Here is a 15,383-nt window from a genome sequence, read left to right on the forward strand (position 1 = left end):
GAAATAAAATGAAAAAGCAAATTAGTTTATTATTGGGCCTTTCTGCATTCGTTTGTCTATTGGCGGTTACCTCATGCAAAGACGATCCGGAGCCTCCAAGAGCAGAAATATTTTTTGAGGTGGATGAAAATAATCCCTATTCGATCCAGTTTACTGCAATGACCGAAAATGCAACCAGCTACTCCTGGGATTTTGGCGATCAAGAAGGAGTAAGTGCCCTAAAAGAACCTCAATACACCTATGCCATGTCGGGCGATTACACCGTAAGCCTTAAAGCCATGGGCGAAGGAGGCGAAATTGAAGTAACCAAACAAATCAGTATTGCGGCCTCCTTATTGGAAATGCTTACCGGTGGACCAGCAGCCAGCAATGGTAAAACCTGGGTACTGAGTAAAACAGCTTCCAACAGCGATGGCGCGTTCTCCTTCTCCGGAACAGTTTACCAGGCTGCCCCCAACGATGTACTGACCATGTTTGGAATTGGCGGCGAATATGACAATGAATACACGTTTCATTACGACGGCAAATACTCGGTAGCACCTAAAAACGGACAGGTTTTAGCCAGCGTCATTCATGCGTATGTGAACAATACAATTGTTGGCGAACCAATTTGGGATTTAGGCCTGGCTGTTGAAACCTTTACAGCACCAACCAACTCAACCTTTACCCTTCACCAGGAAGATCTTTCATTTACTGCCCGCCAGGAAAACCCACAAACACAAACCGTTTCTGACGTTGAAACCATCACTATAAACGATGCCGATTATGTTTCCTTTTCTGAAGATGCCTATTTTGGCATCCTGACCTACGAAACTAAAATTATTATCCGAGACATTACATCCAATCGAATGACGGTTTCTATGTTGGTTTCTACTTTAAGTCCAGAAGCTTACCCTGAAGACTTTATGAAACCATCCATCATGTACACCCTAAGTTTCGATGCCAAATAGAATTGATCGTTCATTGAAGCAGTTGCAAATAACCAGAAAATTGCTAAAATGAGAAATTGTTAAATATTTAAAATCTTTAATAGATGTTACTACGGTATGTCATTGTTTGTTTTATTGCTCTATCCTTTACTGCCTGCAGCTCCGGAATAAAGCCGGAAAAAAAAGACGGGTTCTTAAAAGTTGACGGACAACATTTTGTTGACTCGAAAGGACGGCAGGTAATTCTTAGCGGAATAAACTTCATCAGTAAAGATCCGAATGAGAATTATATGCCCCCGCAGGGAAAGGAAACCTTTGAGCAATTCAAAAAATGGGGATTCAATTGCATCCGCCTGGGGATTATATGGGATGGACTGGAACCCCAGCCGGGAGAGTACAACGAAGCCTATTTGAAGGAGATTGATAAAAGAATTGATTGGGCGCGCGAGCAGGGACTTTATGTCTTTCTGGACATGCACCAGGATTTATATGGTGCCAAATTTTCAGACGGAGCACCCGATTGGGCCACGCTAGATGAAGGACAGCCTCATCACAAAGGAGCAGTTTGGAGCGATTCCTACCTGATCAGCCCGGCTGTTCAGACAGCTTTTGACAATTTCTGGAACAACTCGCCGGCACCAGATGGCATAGGCGTACAGGATCATTATGCCAACCTGTGGCAGTACATTGCCAGGCGGTATGCTGATAATACCACGGTCATTGGTTACGACATCATGAACGAGCCTTTCATGGGATCATCAGCTCAAAAAGTGATGCCCCTGATGCTAGGCGCTTATGCACAGGTTTTAGCTGAAGAAACCGGACAAATGCCTCCTTCGGCGGAAGAGCTGGAAGCCATGTGGGCAAGTGAAGAATCGAGACTGAAAGCCTTGGAATTGATTGCCACAAAGGAGAAGTATTCAAAAGTGGTTGATGCGGTTTACGAACTGAGTGCTGATTTTGAAAGGACTCACTTGCAGTCCATGTATCAAAAAGTGGCCGACGCCATTCGTGAGGTTGACACCAATCATATTCTGTTTTTCAACCATAACTATTTTGTGAACACCGGCGTATTAACTGCTTTGGAAGCAACAACACTCCCCGACGGAACCCGCGATCCGCAGGTAGCTTACGCAGCGCATGGCTACGATTTGGTTGTTGATACCAAAGAAGTGGAAAACCCAAGCTATGAACGTGTCGAGTTTATTTTTGAGCGAATCGCTGAAAGTGGCCAACGGATGAACATGCCCGTACTTCTCGGTGAGTGGGGCGCTTTGCATGGCAAATCATCAAAAATGGTTGAAACAGCCCAGCACTTGGTGAGCCTGATCGAAAAGCACAATTTCAGCAATACCTATTGGGCACACTACAGTGACATTGCAGATTATCCTTATTTTCAGAATGCCCTTATCAGACCGTTCCCTCAAGTTATTTCCGGCAATTTAATCGGATATGATTATGACTTTGAAACCGGGAAATTTTCCATGCAGTGGGAAGAAGAGGCAGGAGTTCAGGCCCCGACAATTATTTATTTGCCATGGTTCTCATCGCTTAGTGAAGAAATCAGCATCATCCCCGAGTCGGAGAAACTTGAAACAGAGCAGCTCAAAGATTCGGATGCAGGCTGGTTGTTGATTCCTCCCTCTGAAAAAGGAGGTCCTCGCAGTTTAAGCCTTCAGTTTCTACTTCAGGATAAAGAAGAATATTTGATTATGGAACAATAGGCTTCATTGGAACTTCTTACAAACAAAAACAGACCGTTTCAAATGCCTTATTGAAACGGTCTGTTTTTGCAATATTCTGTTAAGGTTGAACGGCCAGTTTCTTTTTCGAACCAGCCCAGTTCATTCGTATCTATCGCAGGTCAATCACTTCTACTCCGGGATGATCTTCTGTTTTGAATTCAAAGTCTGAATCTTTTACCGGCACATTGGTTTTCAGGTCTTCCACCAAAACCAGGTAGCTGTTGCCTTCCTTTCCGACCATCTCAGCCTGACGAATTAGCATACGCTGCTTGTCAACCTGGATACGAATCTTGCTGTATTCGATTTCTTCATTTTCCGGAAACAGATCAATAATATACACGGGAACGCCCGCTACAGTTTTCTCTTCAACAAACTGATAGTTAAACCCTTTTTCATAAATGGTAAATAAGGTAGAAGGATCCATCATCTCATTCATTTCATCATCAGCCTCAGCAACGGTAACCTCTCCGGCATCTTTCATGTAAGTCCAAACTGTTTTACCGTTATTGAATATCTCCATTCCCAGCTGCAACAACTTTAGGTGAAACTGCTGTCCTTTTAATAAAATCTGTCCTTTATTTTCTTCATGAATTCCTTCGGCTTCATTGTTCATCACATAATTAAATGAGGCACTTATGGATGAATAACTTTGTGTGGTACTGGTTACTTTCTCCAAAATATCTTTGGCTTTCTTATCCTGCTGCGCGAAACCAACACTCCAAAACACCATTACGGTCATTAATACAACTAATCTTTTCATCTTATTATTTAAAAAATTTTTACAAGCTACTCAATAACTGTTCCAAACTATATTCATCCTGAAGGAGTACCTGTCTTGCTTTACTTCCTTCGCTTGGTCCTACAATGCCGGCTGCTTCCAGTTGATCCATGATTCTGCCTGCCCGGTTGTAGCCAATGGAGAACTTACGCTGAATCATGGACGTTGACCCCATTTGATTCATTACAACAACTTTAGCGGCATCATTAAACAATTCATCACGGTTGCTCAGGTCAGTCTCCAAACCTCCGCCTTCTTCTTCACCCACATATTCAGGCAGCATAAAGGCAGTCGGGTACCCTTGTTGACTGGCAATATGTTCACACACCCGCTCAACCTCCGGCGTATCAACAAAAGCACATTGCAAACGGGTGATGTTACTTCCAGTTGCGATCAGCATGTCTCCTTTACCAATCAGCTGGTTAGCACCAGGAGTGTCCAAAATCGTTCTGGAGTCAATCATCGAAGCAACCTTGAAGGCAATACGCGTTGGGAAGTTCGCTTTAATTACACCGGTAATAATGTTGGTAGACGGACGCTGTGTCGCAATAATCATGTGAATACCAACAGCACGCGCTAACTGGGCAATCCGGGCAATCGGAAGTTCCACTTCTTTACCGGCGGTCATAATCAAATCGGCAAACTCGTCAACCACCACAACAATGTAAGGCAAGTAGCGATGCCCTTTCTCCGGATTTAAGCGACGAGCAATAAATTTGGCATTGTATTCCTTAATGTTCCGGGCATGGGCTTTCTTCAGCAAGTCATACCGGTTGTCCATTTCAATATTCACCGAATTCAACGTGTATTTTACCTTCTGAATGTCAGTAATAATAGCTTCTTCATCATCCGGTAACTTGGCTAAAAAGTGCTTTTCGATGGTTGAGTACAAGCTCATCTCCACTTTCTTCGGGTCAATCAAAACAAACTTGAGTTGAGCCGGGTGTTTTTTGTATAGCAATGAAGTGATGATGGCATTCAAACCGACTGATTTCCCTTGCCCGGTAGCTCCAGCCACCAAAATGTGCGGCATCTTGGTCAGATCAATCAGGAATGTCTCGTTCGAAATGGTTTTCCCCATCACAATGGGCAAGTCGGCATTGCTTTCCTGAAACTTTTTGGAGGCAATAATTGAGCGCATCGAAACCACTTCCGGTTGCTGATTAGGCACCTCGATTCCGATAGTTCCACGACCGGGAATAGGCGCAATAATCCGGATTCCGAGGGCTGCCAAACTCAAGGCAATATCGTCTTCCAGGTTTTTAATCTTGGCAATACGAATACCCGGCGCCGGCACAATCTCATATAGGGTAATGGTTGGCCCAATGGTTGCGCGGATTTTTGTAATTTCAATTTTATAATGACGTAGGGTTTCTACAATCTTGTTTTTATTCGTAACCAGTTCATCGTTACTCACCTCGGCATTGCCCGATGAATGATCATCCAGCAAGTCGATAGCCGGAAACTGATAGTTGGATAAGTCAAGCGTAGGATCATAATCAGAGGTCGCTTCCTGCTCATAATTTTCATTCGTTTCCTCCTCTACTTTCTCAACCGTCATTTCCAGGTCTTCCTCATCCTCCGCTTCTTGCTTAGGTGCTGCAAGTTGCTCCTTTACATTAGCCTGAATTTTTTGTTTATCAATCGACTCATCCATCACCAGATCCTCACTATCGGGATCGAAAATAGTTTCGATTGTGTCGTTTTCATCAATAACTTTTGAAATGCTTTCTTCAGGAACCACTTCCGAAACCGTATCAAACGGTTGTGGCTGCTCCTCATCCACCAGTGCTTCCTTCACTTTTCGCCCAAACAAGTCTTTCACCCATGGGACAAAGTTTTCAAAAGCAAACAGCATGATCAAAAACAAGCTGAAAACCAACAAAAAGAAAGTTCCGATATACCCCACCAATGAACTTAGCCAAACAGCCAGGAAGTAGCCATTCAATCCTCCCAGATACAAAAAGCCTTCAGAATTTACATTCATCAGAATCAGGCCCATAAACAAGGATAACCAGATCATGCTTACAAAGGCCAAAAGCATGGTACGCCAATAGCGGAACAAAGGACGTTTGAAAAACTGGAAAGCCGTTACAACCAGCATAAAGATCAATGCAAAGGAGGCCAATCCAAAGCCTTGATTGATGAGAACATGGCTTAAATAAGCTCCGGTTTTACCGGCCTTGTTTTCCACTTTAATATCGGTATTGGCAAGTAGCTCCCGCCAGGATAAATCCAGTTTGCTGTGATCTGCATGACCTGAGAATAGGAAAGAAATAAAAGCGATTAACAAATACAGTCCGAAAACAAAAAGAAATAAGCCAACAGTATAGTTGAATTTATCACTTTTCAGTAAGGATTTGATTCGCATAAACACACTGTCTTTCTTCTGCACTTGCTTTCTTTTGGTCTTTTTAGCCATAGGTATTTTTCAAAATTCGAACTGCAAAGTTAACGAAATTTAAACAGCTTATCGTGCCCTGAACCGAGCTTAAGTTATCAAAAAAATCAGCTTGAGGATTGATCGTTCTGATAGCCTTTTGTTCCGGCACGAAAAAAGAAACCTCCACTGCCTGGTTCCGACTAGCGAATTATAATGTAAAAACGTACCCGCATTGACAAATCATCACCAGATCCAGCCCCTTTTCTTCAATCTAACACAAATCAACAATCACCTGCTTTACAACAGATTAAAACCACAAAAAACGAATCATTCCACCATACTAATTTCACCCATATTTTTCTATGTTTGTTTATCTGGCAGGTTTAACTCAAACAAACAACCATGCAAAAATTAGCCGTTATTGCGATGGGAGGCAACGCCTTACTGCGCGACAATGAAGTTGGAACAATTGAAGAACAGGAGCGAAATACCACCGATACACTGGAAAACCTGATTCATTTAATCAACGATGGTTATAACCTGGTCATAACCCATGGCAATGGCCCTCAGGTTGGAAATATCTTAATGCGCAATGCTGCCGGAGAAAGCCTGTACAACATTGCCCCCATGCCCTTGGACGTGTGTGTGGCCGATTCGCAAGGAGGCATTGGCTACATGATTGAACGAATGATGCGCAATGTTTTAAACAAGTTTGACATCAACAAAAACATCATTTCGGTTATGAGCATGGTAACGGTTGATCCGGCTGATCCAGCTTTTCAAAATCCAACCAAGCGCATTGGCAAAAATTACAACGAAGCCGATGCCAACCGGCTTAGTCAGGAAAAAGGCTGGCAGTTCAAGCCAAGTGCCAAACACCCTGGAGGCTGGCGCCGCGTGGTGCCCTCTCCCAATCCAATTGACATTCTTAACAAAGAAATTATAGCCCGCATGGTTAACGAGGGGAACATTGTAATAACGGCCGGTGGTGGAGGCATTCCCGTTTACCTCGACGAAAAGAAAAATGTGAGAACCGTTGATGCTGTTATCGACAAGGACATGACTTCAGCTTTGCTGGCCTCCAGCATTCATGCTGATGAATTTTACATTTTAACCGATGTTCCTTTTGTGTACAAAGACTTTGGGCTGGACAGCCAAGAAAAACTCGAATTTTTGAACTACACAGATACGCTAAATTATTTAAACAACGGTACCTTTGGCGAAGGAAGCATGGCACCAAAAATAAGGGCCTGCCTGAAATTTATTGAAGAGGGCGGTCAGAAAAGCGTGATTACGGAAGCCACCAAGCTAGCCGATAAATCTTACGGATCAAAAATTACGATGAATTACGATAACCAAACACTTGCAGAATGATACCAAATCTTAAAAACCGCAATTTTTTAAAACTTCTGGACTTTACTCCGGAAGAAATTCACGAGTTGCTGGAACTTGCCGAAAAATTGAAACTGGCCAAATACAATAAAGATGAAGAACAATTGCTGAAAGGAAAAAACATTGCACTCATCTTTGAAAAAACTTCAACGCGCACCCGCTGTGCCTTTGAAGTAGCTGCCTACGATCAGGGAGCACATGTCACCTATCTGGGGCCTAGCGGATCGCAAATTGGCTATAAGGAATCGATGAAAGATACCGCCCGTGTATTGGGCCGAATGTACGATGGTATTGAATACCGGGGATTTGGACAGGAAATCGTGGAAGAACTGGGAAAATATGCAGGAGTGCCTGTTTGGAACGGCTTAACCAACGAATTCCACCCCACCCAAATTCTGGCCGATTTTCTGACGATGAAAGAGCATGCCAACAAGCCCCTCAATCAAATTGCATTCTGCTACTTGGGCGATGCCCGAAACAATATGGGGAATTCGTTGATGATTGGTGCGGCTAAAATGGGAATGGATTTCCGGGCTGCTGCCCCTGAAAATTGTCAGCCCACAGCCGAACTGATTGAAACAGCTCAGCAAATAGCCGCTAAAACAGGAGCCAAAATCACCATCACCGACAAGCTGGAAGAAGCGGTTGAAGGATGTGACTTTTTATACACCGATGTTTGGGTTTCGATGGGTGAGCCGCAAGAAGTTTGGGAGGAACGCATCAAATTGCTGTTGCCCTACCAGGTCAATGCCCAGGTCATGCAAATGACCAAAAACCCGGAAGTGAAGTTTATGCATTGTCTCCCTGCATTTCACAACTGTGAAACCAAAGTTGGCAAAGAAATTTACGATCAATTTGGAATTGAATCAATGGAAGTGAAGGAGGAAGTTTTCGAAAGTCAAGCCTCTATCGTTTTTGATCAGGCAGAAAACCGAATGCACACGATCAAAGCGGTTATGGTAGCAACTTTAGCTTAAACTAAAAATGAAAAGGGCACTTTTGCGAGTGCCCTTTTTTATTCCGATTACTTATCTGATTTGTCTTTTTCTAATTTAATTCAATCTGATATTTTACGCCAAAAGTAAGCCATCTTCCGGGTTGACGAATATTCCCCAAATCCACATACTTTTGGTCAAATAAATTGGTTGCCGAGGCTGAAACCTGCAACTTGCGGGTTTTCCAGTACACTTTCAGATCCGTCAGCCAGAAGGATTCATAGTCGGCTTCTCCAACATAAGTAGCATCTTCAAATTGAGCATAGCTACCATTCCGGTCCTGGAATCGGAAGTTCCATGCCCCCATCAGGTCTTTCCATAATTTATGGTCCACCGAAAATACAAACTTGTGCTTCAGGTTGTCCAAAGCATAATTCGACAAATACTCACTTTGACTTTTATCCAGTTGATTATAGGCATAGTTGGTATTGATCCGCTGAATAAAGAACGGTTGTCCCAGCAATTCCGGAACATTCAAAGCGGCAATGAATTCCAATCCATTACTTTTAATTTCTGTCAGGTTGCGGGTTTCCCACAGAAACTCTTCACTTTCTCGCACCCAGTCAATCAAATCTTTTCCAACACGATGATAATAACCAGCCTGCAAATGCAAGTAGCGGTTATTCAACTTCAGTCCACCTTCAATCGTTGTGGATCGCTCGGGTTTTAAATCAGGATTGCCCTTGTTGGTAGGGCCTGCGTAATACAAATCGGTAAAAGTGGGCATGCGCAAGGACTTATTGAATGATCCATACGCTTTCAGCCCATCGGTTAACTGGTAGCTCAAATCCACCCCGGGATAAATGTTCCATTCATAATTCAAGTCCGAAATCCAGTTTGCCATAGCACCACCCGAGGCAGTCAGGTTCCCCAGGTAAAAAGTATGTTCTGCAAAGTATGAAACGCTTGTACGTGAATGGGACTTGGTAAATTGCTGCCCCTTTTCTCCCGGAACATCAATCGGTTCTTCCATCATTTCACCCAACACATTGCTCCAAATATTTTCAGATCGAAACTCAGCGCCAAAAGCAGTTTTGCCCCACTGGCTGGTAAACCAGCTATTGATAGATGCCCCCAGCACATCGGTCATATGATAGTTATGTCCGCTGTACCACGACGCCGGATTGTCGCGAAACAGTTCGAACCGATCCTGATGCCGTCGCCAGTATAAAGCCGGGGTAAAATGCAATTTCTCTCCGGTTTCAAATTTCAAAGATGCAAAGGTGGTTTTGGTCTGCTCAAACTGATTAGGATAGGCCGGGGTGTAAAAACCGTTGGCTCCAAAAGACTTATTGGAGTGGCCTGCCTGTACATCCAATTTTCCGGCTTCAGCCTGCAAAAGGCCATGGTAAAACACATTATAGCTATCAAAGTCCGTATTGTCAATATAGCCGTCCGAAGCCATATTATTAATAGCAATAAAGTTGCTTAGCTTCCCAACTTGGGCATTGGCCGAAACATTGAGATCGCGAAGCTGGTGCTCGCCATAGGTCAAATCAATAGCAAGCTGATCGGCCAGCAATGGTTCGGTAACAATATTGATGGCACCCGAAAATGCATTGGGACCGTAAACCCGAGCTGCAGGCCCTTCCAGAATTTCAATACGTTTGATGCTTTTAAAACTAACCGGTAGGTTAAGGTTGTGATGACCGGTTTGCGGATCGGAAAGATTAATTCCATTGAGAAGAATAAGTGTTTGATCGAAAGAGCCTCCCCTGACGGAAACATCGGCTTGCACGCCATGCGTTCCCCGCTGTCGAATGTCAACACTCAAAGCATACTCCAGCAGGTCTTGAATACTGTTGACCGGAGCCGCATCAATCTGATCTTTCTCAATCACGGAAACAATCCGTGCCACCTGTGAATAAGTTACAGGTGCTCTTTGGGCACTGACCTCAATCTCATCAAGATCATATTCCATGCTCACTTCCAATCGATCAGTTTGGGCAATCGTTTCGTTAATTCCAGCCACCATAAAATAGGTCACAGCCAACACGGCAATGTGCACCTGCTTATTCAGCGCCTGAAACAAGGAATACCTTTGACCTCCCCAACGTTTAAAAACAAGCTTTTCAGCCCATTTGTACTTAAAATTTAAATTTTTCATTGATCTGTATTACTTCTATAAGTAATCGGAAACGGCAAATGTAAAAATATCTTTCCAAAGGTAAAAGTCAGCCAAAAGGCAATTATTAAAGCTCAAATCTAATCCTGTTGAACCAGATCAAAAGTGCCCATCATCTCCTTTCAATTCATGCCAGATTGATTATTTACTTGTAGAAAGCCGACCTCACATGTGGAGCATTTCATACACCATAGCCTCTCCTGTGCATAGACAACAAAAATTCATATTGAACAAAATCATCACATCTGCTGTACGCTTCAGCAGTTCATAGCCAAATCCTGCATCATTTATACTATTTAAGCATGGAACTTGTGGTGTGCAGTCCATAAATAAAAAAGCAGTGAATTGACAACAAAACAATTAGACAACAGTTGGTTTTTGTATTAGCAAACAGCAAGGCAATGGAGACACAAAACCGATAAGATTTCTTTTTAAAATACAAAAACCAATTCCCTTTTCATAGCCAATCTAAATAAAAATAACTTGTTTAACGACATACAAAACAACTTAGACAAAACTATGTAAAATTCATAATTTTACGCTATGCTTTAATTATCAATGCGTATCGATTTCCTTTATCATGAATAAATAAAATCGAAGAATAAAAGACGTGAGAATCCTTTTCAATACGACAACAGTTATTTATATTTGTTCTAAACAATAATCAATAAAAACACGCTGCCATGACACAAGTTCAATTTAACAACGCATTGCTGGGATTGCAAGACAAGTTGCTTTACTATGCACTTAGCCTGACAGCTGATCAGGAGAAAGCCCAAGATCTTTTACAAGAAACGTTTTTAAAGGCGTTAACCTACCGTGATAAATTTACGCAAAACACCAATTTTAAAGCGTGGATTTACACCATCATGAAGAACACCTTCATTAATAACTATCGGAGAAATGTAAAAGCCAAGAGCACATTTGATGGTGCGAATAACGATTTTCACCTGAAATTTTCAAAAGATAAGATTTATCCTTCACCGGATTCATTTTATAGCTCAAAGGAAATCCTGAAGAACATTAACGCACTTGAGAATGAGTACAAAGTGCCTTTCAAAATGTTTCTTGATGGTTATAAATACAAGGAAATAGCCGACAAATTAAGCCTTCCGTTAGGAACAGTTAAAAGTCGAATTTTCTTTACTCGCAAAAAATTAGAAAAAGCATTGAAGGAATACGCTAACTAGTCGTTAGTTTTCTTTAAGTGATCATACCGGATAAAAAATGGTTCGCAATTATGGACCATTTTTTTTATTTTAGGGAAAATCCAAACAATGATTTTCAATACAGAAACCGATATGAAACAATTAGCAGTTCATTTAGCCAACGGCTTTGAAGAAACAGAAGCCATTACCATTATTGATGTTTTAAGACGCGCCGGACTTAACGTTCAAACCGTTTCGGTAACGGATAGCAAAACCGTGACAGGGGCTCATCAGGTTCCGATTGTAGCCGATAGCCTTTTTGATGAAGTAGACTACCATAGTATTGATGCCATTCTGTTGCCGGGCGGCATGCCGGGCGCCAAGAACCTGAGTGAACATCAAGGCCTTCGGGAACAAATCCGCCAATTTGATCAAGCGAATAAAATGTTGGGCGCCATTTGTGCTGCTCCGCTTGTATTTGGACACCTGGGTATTTTGGAAGGCAAAAAAGCCGTGTGCTATCCCGGCTTTGAAAAGGAGTTGCATGGTGCCAGGGTTTTGAAGGAGTCGGTGTGCGTATCCGGACACATTATCACGAGCAGAGGTGTTGGAACAGCACTGCAATTTGCCTTAAAACTGGTTGAAGAATTAGTCGGTAAAGAAAAAGCCGATCAACTGGCACAAGCCATGCTGGTGGAATAATTAAAGTAGAAATGCCTCCCCCTTTAGCTGAATTTGTTTTTAGCCTAATTCAGCTAAAGGACTTTGTTTTTCCCCAGGAATTGAAAAATAGAAACGGGTACCTTCTCCCGGCTTGCTGTCAACCCAGATTGTTCCACCATTTTTTTGAACAAATTCATTACATACAAGTAGACCCAATCCTGAACCATCTTCCTTATTGGTACCTTTTCGCTTGAGTTTCGAATCAATTTGAAATATACTGTTGAGCTCTTCAGCAGACATGCCTACACCATTGTCTTCCACACAAATAATAACACCATGTTCGTTGTTCTTTACATGCGTTTTTACCCATCCATTTTCGTGGGTAAACTTAATGGCATTGTTCAGCAGGTTACGAAGGATTGCTTCGAGCATCATCGGATCAGCATAAATGGAAACATCTTCCGGAATGTCTGATAATAATCGAATTTTTTTCAGCTCGGCATGGGGCTTAAGCAGGTTCTCAATCTCCCTATAAAGCTCATGGCAATTAAGTTGCTTCGGGCTATACTCCAACACTCCGGCTTGGGAACGAGCCCAATTAAGTAAATTATGCAATAAGCGGAAAATGGAAGTTGTTGATTTGTAGATATCGCCGCTAAATTTAATTCGCTCTTCATCGGAAAACTGGGGATAGTTCCTGTTAAGCACATACGCATATCCCATTACCGTATGAAAAGGGTTCTTCAAATCATGCGCAATAATGGAGAAAAGCTTATTCTTGGCTGCATTTAACTTTTCCAGTTCCTGCCGCTGCTCTTCAATTCGATCGTTTTTCCGGCTAAGCAATTCATTCACCCGCTGCTTGCTCAGATAAGCTACTGACAGGAAGAATATTAATCCGACCAATACCAATATCGCTACAATACCGATAGCACGTAATTCTTTATCTCGCTTTATCTGCAACTGATCAAGCTTTCGAAAAGCATTCAAGCGTTCAATCTCAGCCAGATTTTGTTGAGCCTGGTACTTTTGCTCCAATTCAGCAACCTGGTTTGTCCGCTCTTCACTCAGCAAGCTATCTTTATAGGAACTGTACAACTTAAATGCGTCCAAGGCATCCTGAGGTCGCCCCATATGCTCATACGTCAGCGCCAAGTCATAGTAATTAAGCTGGCGCAAATAATAGCCATGGGAACTAATCAGGTTCAAACTCTCATGAAAAGCCTTAATCGCTTTATCGTAGGCTCCCAATTCGCGATAAACACTCCCTAATCCTTCCAAGGCGAAGGCTTTGTTCCTGGTATCCCCTAATTCTTCAAATACTTCGATGGCTTGTTGGTAGTATTCGAGTGCCCTATGCAGGCTATCGCCTGTATTCACATAGATGTTAGCGATATTATTCAATGCAATGGCTTCCCGCTGCTGACTTCCGTGCTGCTTAAAAAGGTGTAGTGCACGCGCATAATAGACCTTGGCTGAATCATATTGTTCCTGATTGTAATACGAAACACCAAGCCCATTATAGTTTACACCCAAGCTGTATAAATCATCAATTAGCGTATTCACTCTGGCCGCTTGCCGATAGTTCTGAATGGCCTTATCATATTCTCCAATGCGGGAAAAAACCATTCCCAGATTGGAATACACGTGAGCTAAAGTCTCATTTTCTACTGGATCACCATACCGAAAGAAGTTTAACGACTTATAGAAATAATCAACTGCTGAGTTGTATTCTCCAGTAAAATAATGAACCAACCCAATAGAATTGTAGGTTTCAACCAAGTTAACTGAATCCGCTTGCTGGCTAAAAATATGCTCTGAAATCTCATAATTAGCCAAGGCCGCATGGTAACGATCAAAATAGTAGTAGCACTCAGCTTTATTAAAATGCGCCAAACCCAACAGCAATGAATCATGCATAGAGCCAGCCAGCCCAATAGCTTCGTCTGCCATGGCTATACTCCGGGCACTATCGTTTGAAGCATACGCAGCTGCCAGTTCAACCAAAACCTTCGCACGATCCACTCCTTCCAAGTCCTGGAGCTTTATTAATAGGCTATCGGTACTATCTTGCCCCTGCGCGACCCCATAGAGCAGGATTATAAAAATATTCAGAATAAATGTTTTCATCTCTCAAAAGCAAGCCATACAAATATGTTGAAATTAAATGAACTTTTACTCAAATAACTTACATAATCCCTCTAAAACCGACACAATTGAAATTTTTCAGCCTGAAGTGATACCCTAAAAAAAGAAAAACACCTTCAGTCAGCTTTGCCTTCCGAAGGTGTTTTTCCAACAGTCTTTTATATTTCTTTTTAAGTTCTCAAGAATATTCTACTTACAACTCGCGAATCTTAATGTTTCGAAACCAGATGGGGTAACCATGATCCTGAAGACCGATGTAACCTTCACGCGCAATTCCTTCCGTAAAACCGGGGAAGTTCTTGAACTTACTGTTCTGAACCATCTCATCCCACTCCGGCGTCCACAGGGTGTATGCAACGACCTCTGTTCCATTCATGCTATGTGTCACCTGCCCATCTTTCACTTTTATAACAACCGTATTCCAGCTTCCAGCCGGATTTACTGTTTTCGGATCAGCGGGAATCATGTCGTATAATGAACCGGCCAAATGGCTGGCAATTTTATTATCCGAGGCATTGTCGTTGTCAAGAATTTGCACTTCAGGAGCCGCAAAATAAATAGGTTTTCCAGGCACTTCACGCACATAGTAGAAAATGCCTGAATTTCCCTGGTCACTGGCTTTCCAGTCAATCGACAGCTCGAAGTTCTTAAACTTCTTTTCTCCAAAAAGGATATCGCCACCGGCACCATGCCCGGGTTGCTTGCCTTCACCAATAAGGACCTTCATCGCGTCGTCCTCCAGGGTCCAGTTAGCCGGCATGGCCTGACCATTGCATTGACGCCAACCGTCAAAGTTTTTCCCATTAAACAACAACACCCAGCCTTCCTTTTTCTCTTTTTTTGTAAGCTTGTTTGCCTTTTGAGCTGAAACAGAAGCTACGCCCAGCGTAAACACAGCCATCATCAGGATGGTCATCCAATTTTGTCTTCTCATGATTTAAATGAATAATGCACAGAATTGTGCCATTAATAATTAGTTATTTAGGTTAATACGGTACCAAATGTAATAAAATGGCCCTGCTAAACCTATTAACTCATCAGAAAAAGAAGTTTTGGTGGAAAATAAAGAGGCCCTCC

At 42.4% G+C, this 15,383-nt stretch carries 11 protein-coding genes; 6 read left to right on the forward strand and 5 right to left on the reverse strand.

Features of this window, described 5'->3' with window-relative positions; all coding sequences use genetic code 11:
- Nucleotides 1–8: 8 nt before the first annotated feature.
- Complete coding sequence (locus Q1A18_RS12520) at nt 9–950, forward strand: PKD domain-containing protein (protein WP_299580549.1); 942 nt, start codon at nt 9–11, stop codon at nt 948–950.
- A gap of 83 nt (nt 951–1,033) precedes the next feature.
- Complete coding sequence (locus Q1A18_RS12525) at nt 1,034–2,653, forward strand: cellulase family glycosylhydrolase (RefSeq protein ID WP_299580552.1); 1,620 nt, start codon at nt 1,034–1,036, stop codon at nt 2,651–2,653.
- Nucleotides 2,654–2,783: 130 nt separating this feature from the next.
- Here Q1A18_RS12525 and Q1A18_RS12530 read toward each other — a convergent pair whose 3' ends face one another.
- Together Q1A18_RS12530 and Q1A18_RS12535 are read right to left on the reverse strand one after the other, a co-directional pair.
- Nucleotides 2,784–3,434, reverse strand: a complete 651-nt coding sequence (locus Q1A18_RS12530; protein ID WP_299580555.1) for an outer membrane lipoprotein carrier protein LolA — start codon at nt 3,432–3,434, stop codon at nt 2,784–2,786.
- Nucleotides 3,435–3,453: 19 nt separating this feature from the next.
- Entirely contained in the window at nt 3,454–5,874 is a 2,421-nt protein-coding gene (locus Q1A18_RS12535; protein ID WP_299580558.1) for a DNA translocase FtsK, read from the reverse strand.
- A gap of 363 nt (nt 5,875–6,237) precedes the next feature.
- Here Q1A18_RS12535 and Q1A18_RS12540 point away from each other — a divergent pair, with 363 nt between their 5' ends.
- Both Q1A18_RS12540 and argF read left to right on the forward strand, forming a co-directional pair.
- Nucleotides 6,238–7,209, forward strand: a complete 972-nt coding sequence (locus Q1A18_RS12540; protein ID WP_299580561.1) for a carbamate kinase — start codon at nt 6,238–6,240, stop codon at nt 7,207–7,209.
- A complete protein-coding gene (gene argF / locus Q1A18_RS12545) occupies nt 7,206–8,204 on the forward strand; it encodes an ornithine carbamoyltransferase (RefSeq protein ID WP_299580564.1) in 999 nt (332 codons plus the stop codon). Before Q1A18_RS12540 ends, argF begins: the two co-directional genes overlap by 4 nt.
- A 70-nt stretch (nt 8,205–8,274) precedes the next feature.
- Here argF and Q1A18_RS12550 read toward each other — a convergent pair whose 3' ends face one another.
- The gene (locus Q1A18_RS12550; RefSeq protein WP_299580567.1) at nt 8,275–10,329 is read right to left on the reverse strand and encodes a TonB-dependent receptor; all 2,055 of its coding nucleotides are present in this window, start codon (nt 10,327–10,329) and stop codon (nt 8,275–8,277) included.
- Between the two features lie 701 nt (nt 10,330–11,030).
- Here Q1A18_RS12550 and Q1A18_RS12555 point away from each other — a divergent pair.
- Both Q1A18_RS12555 and Q1A18_RS12560 read left to right on the forward strand, forming a co-directional pair.
- Nucleotides 11,031–11,537, forward strand: coding sequence for a sigma-70 family RNA polymerase sigma factor (locus Q1A18_RS12555; RefSeq protein WP_299580570.1), 507 nt, complete (start codon nt 11,031–11,033; stop codon nt 11,535–11,537).
- Between the two features lie 111 nt (nt 11,538–11,648).
- A complete protein-coding gene (locus tag Q1A18_RS12560) occupies nt 11,649–12,197 on the forward strand; it encodes a DJ-1 family glyoxalase III (protein ID WP_299580573.1) in 549 nt (182 codons plus the stop codon).
- Between the two features lie 39 nt (nt 12,198–12,236).
- Here the strand turns inward: Q1A18_RS12560 and Q1A18_RS12565 are convergent, their stop codons facing one another.
- The gene (locus Q1A18_RS12565; RefSeq protein WP_299580576.1) at nt 12,237–14,288 is read right to left on the reverse strand and encodes a tetratricopeptide repeat-containing sensor histidine kinase; all 2,052 of its coding nucleotides are present in this window, start codon (nt 14,286–14,288) and stop codon (nt 12,237–12,239) included.
- 211 nt (nt 14,289–14,499) lie between these two features.
- The gene (locus tag Q1A18_RS12570; protein ID WP_299580579.1) at nt 14,500–15,240 is read right to left on the reverse strand and encodes a DUF1080 domain-containing protein; all 741 of its coding nucleotides are present in this window, start codon (nt 15,238–15,240) and stop codon (nt 14,500–14,502) included.
- Nucleotides 15,241–15,383 lie beyond the last annotated feature (143 nt).

The organism is uncultured Sunxiuqinia sp., from assembly GCF_947495665.1.
GTDB classification, from domain to species: Bacteria; Bacteroidota; Bacteroidia; order Bacteroidales; family Prolixibacteraceae; genus Sunxiuqinia; species Sunxiuqinia rutila.

Bases quoted from the DNA above. Each gene is read 5' to 3' on its own strand.
- Q1A18_RS12540 (WP_299580561.1), top strand. From the start codon at position 6,238: ATGCAAAAATTAGCCGTTATTGCGATGGGAGGCAACGCCTTACTGCGC.
- Q1A18_RS12535 (WP_299580558.1), bottom strand. From the start codon at position 5,874: ATGGCTAAAAAGACCAAAAGAAAGCAAGTGCAGAAGAAAGACAGTGTG.
- Q1A18_RS12565 (WP_299580576.1), bottom strand. From the start codon at position 14,288: ATGAAAACATTTATTCTGAATATTTTTATAATCCTGCTCTATGGGGTC.
- Q1A18_RS12520 (WP_299580549.1), top strand. From the start codon at position 9: ATGAAAAAGCAAATTAGTTTATTATTGGGCCTTTCTGCATTCGTTTGT.
- Q1A18_RS12570 (WP_299580579.1), bottom strand. From the start codon at position 15,240: ATGAGAAGACAAAATTGGATGACCATCCTGATGATGGCTGTGTTTACG.
- Q1A18_RS12560 (WP_299580573.1), top strand. From the start codon at position 11,649: ATGAAACAATTAGCAGTTCATTTAGCCAACGGCTTTGAAGAAACAGAA.
- Q1A18_RS12555 (WP_299580570.1), top strand. From the start codon at position 11,031: ATGACACAAGTTCAATTTAACAACGCATTGCTGGGATTGCAAGACAAG.
- Q1A18_RS12550 (WP_299580567.1), bottom strand. From the start codon at position 10,329: ATGAAAAATTTAAATTTTAAGTACAAATGGGCTGAAAAGCTTGTTTTT.
- argF (WP_299580564.1), top strand. From the start codon at position 7,206: ATGATACCAAATCTTAAAAACCGCAATTTTTTAAAACTTCTGGACTTT.
- Q1A18_RS12525 (WP_299580552.1), top strand. From the start codon at position 1,034: ATGTTACTACGGTATGTCATTGTTTGTTTTATTGCTCTATCCTTTACT.
- Q1A18_RS12530 (WP_299580555.1), bottom strand. From the start codon at position 3,434: ATGAAAAGATTAGTTGTATTAATGACCGTAATGGTGTTTTGGAGTGTT.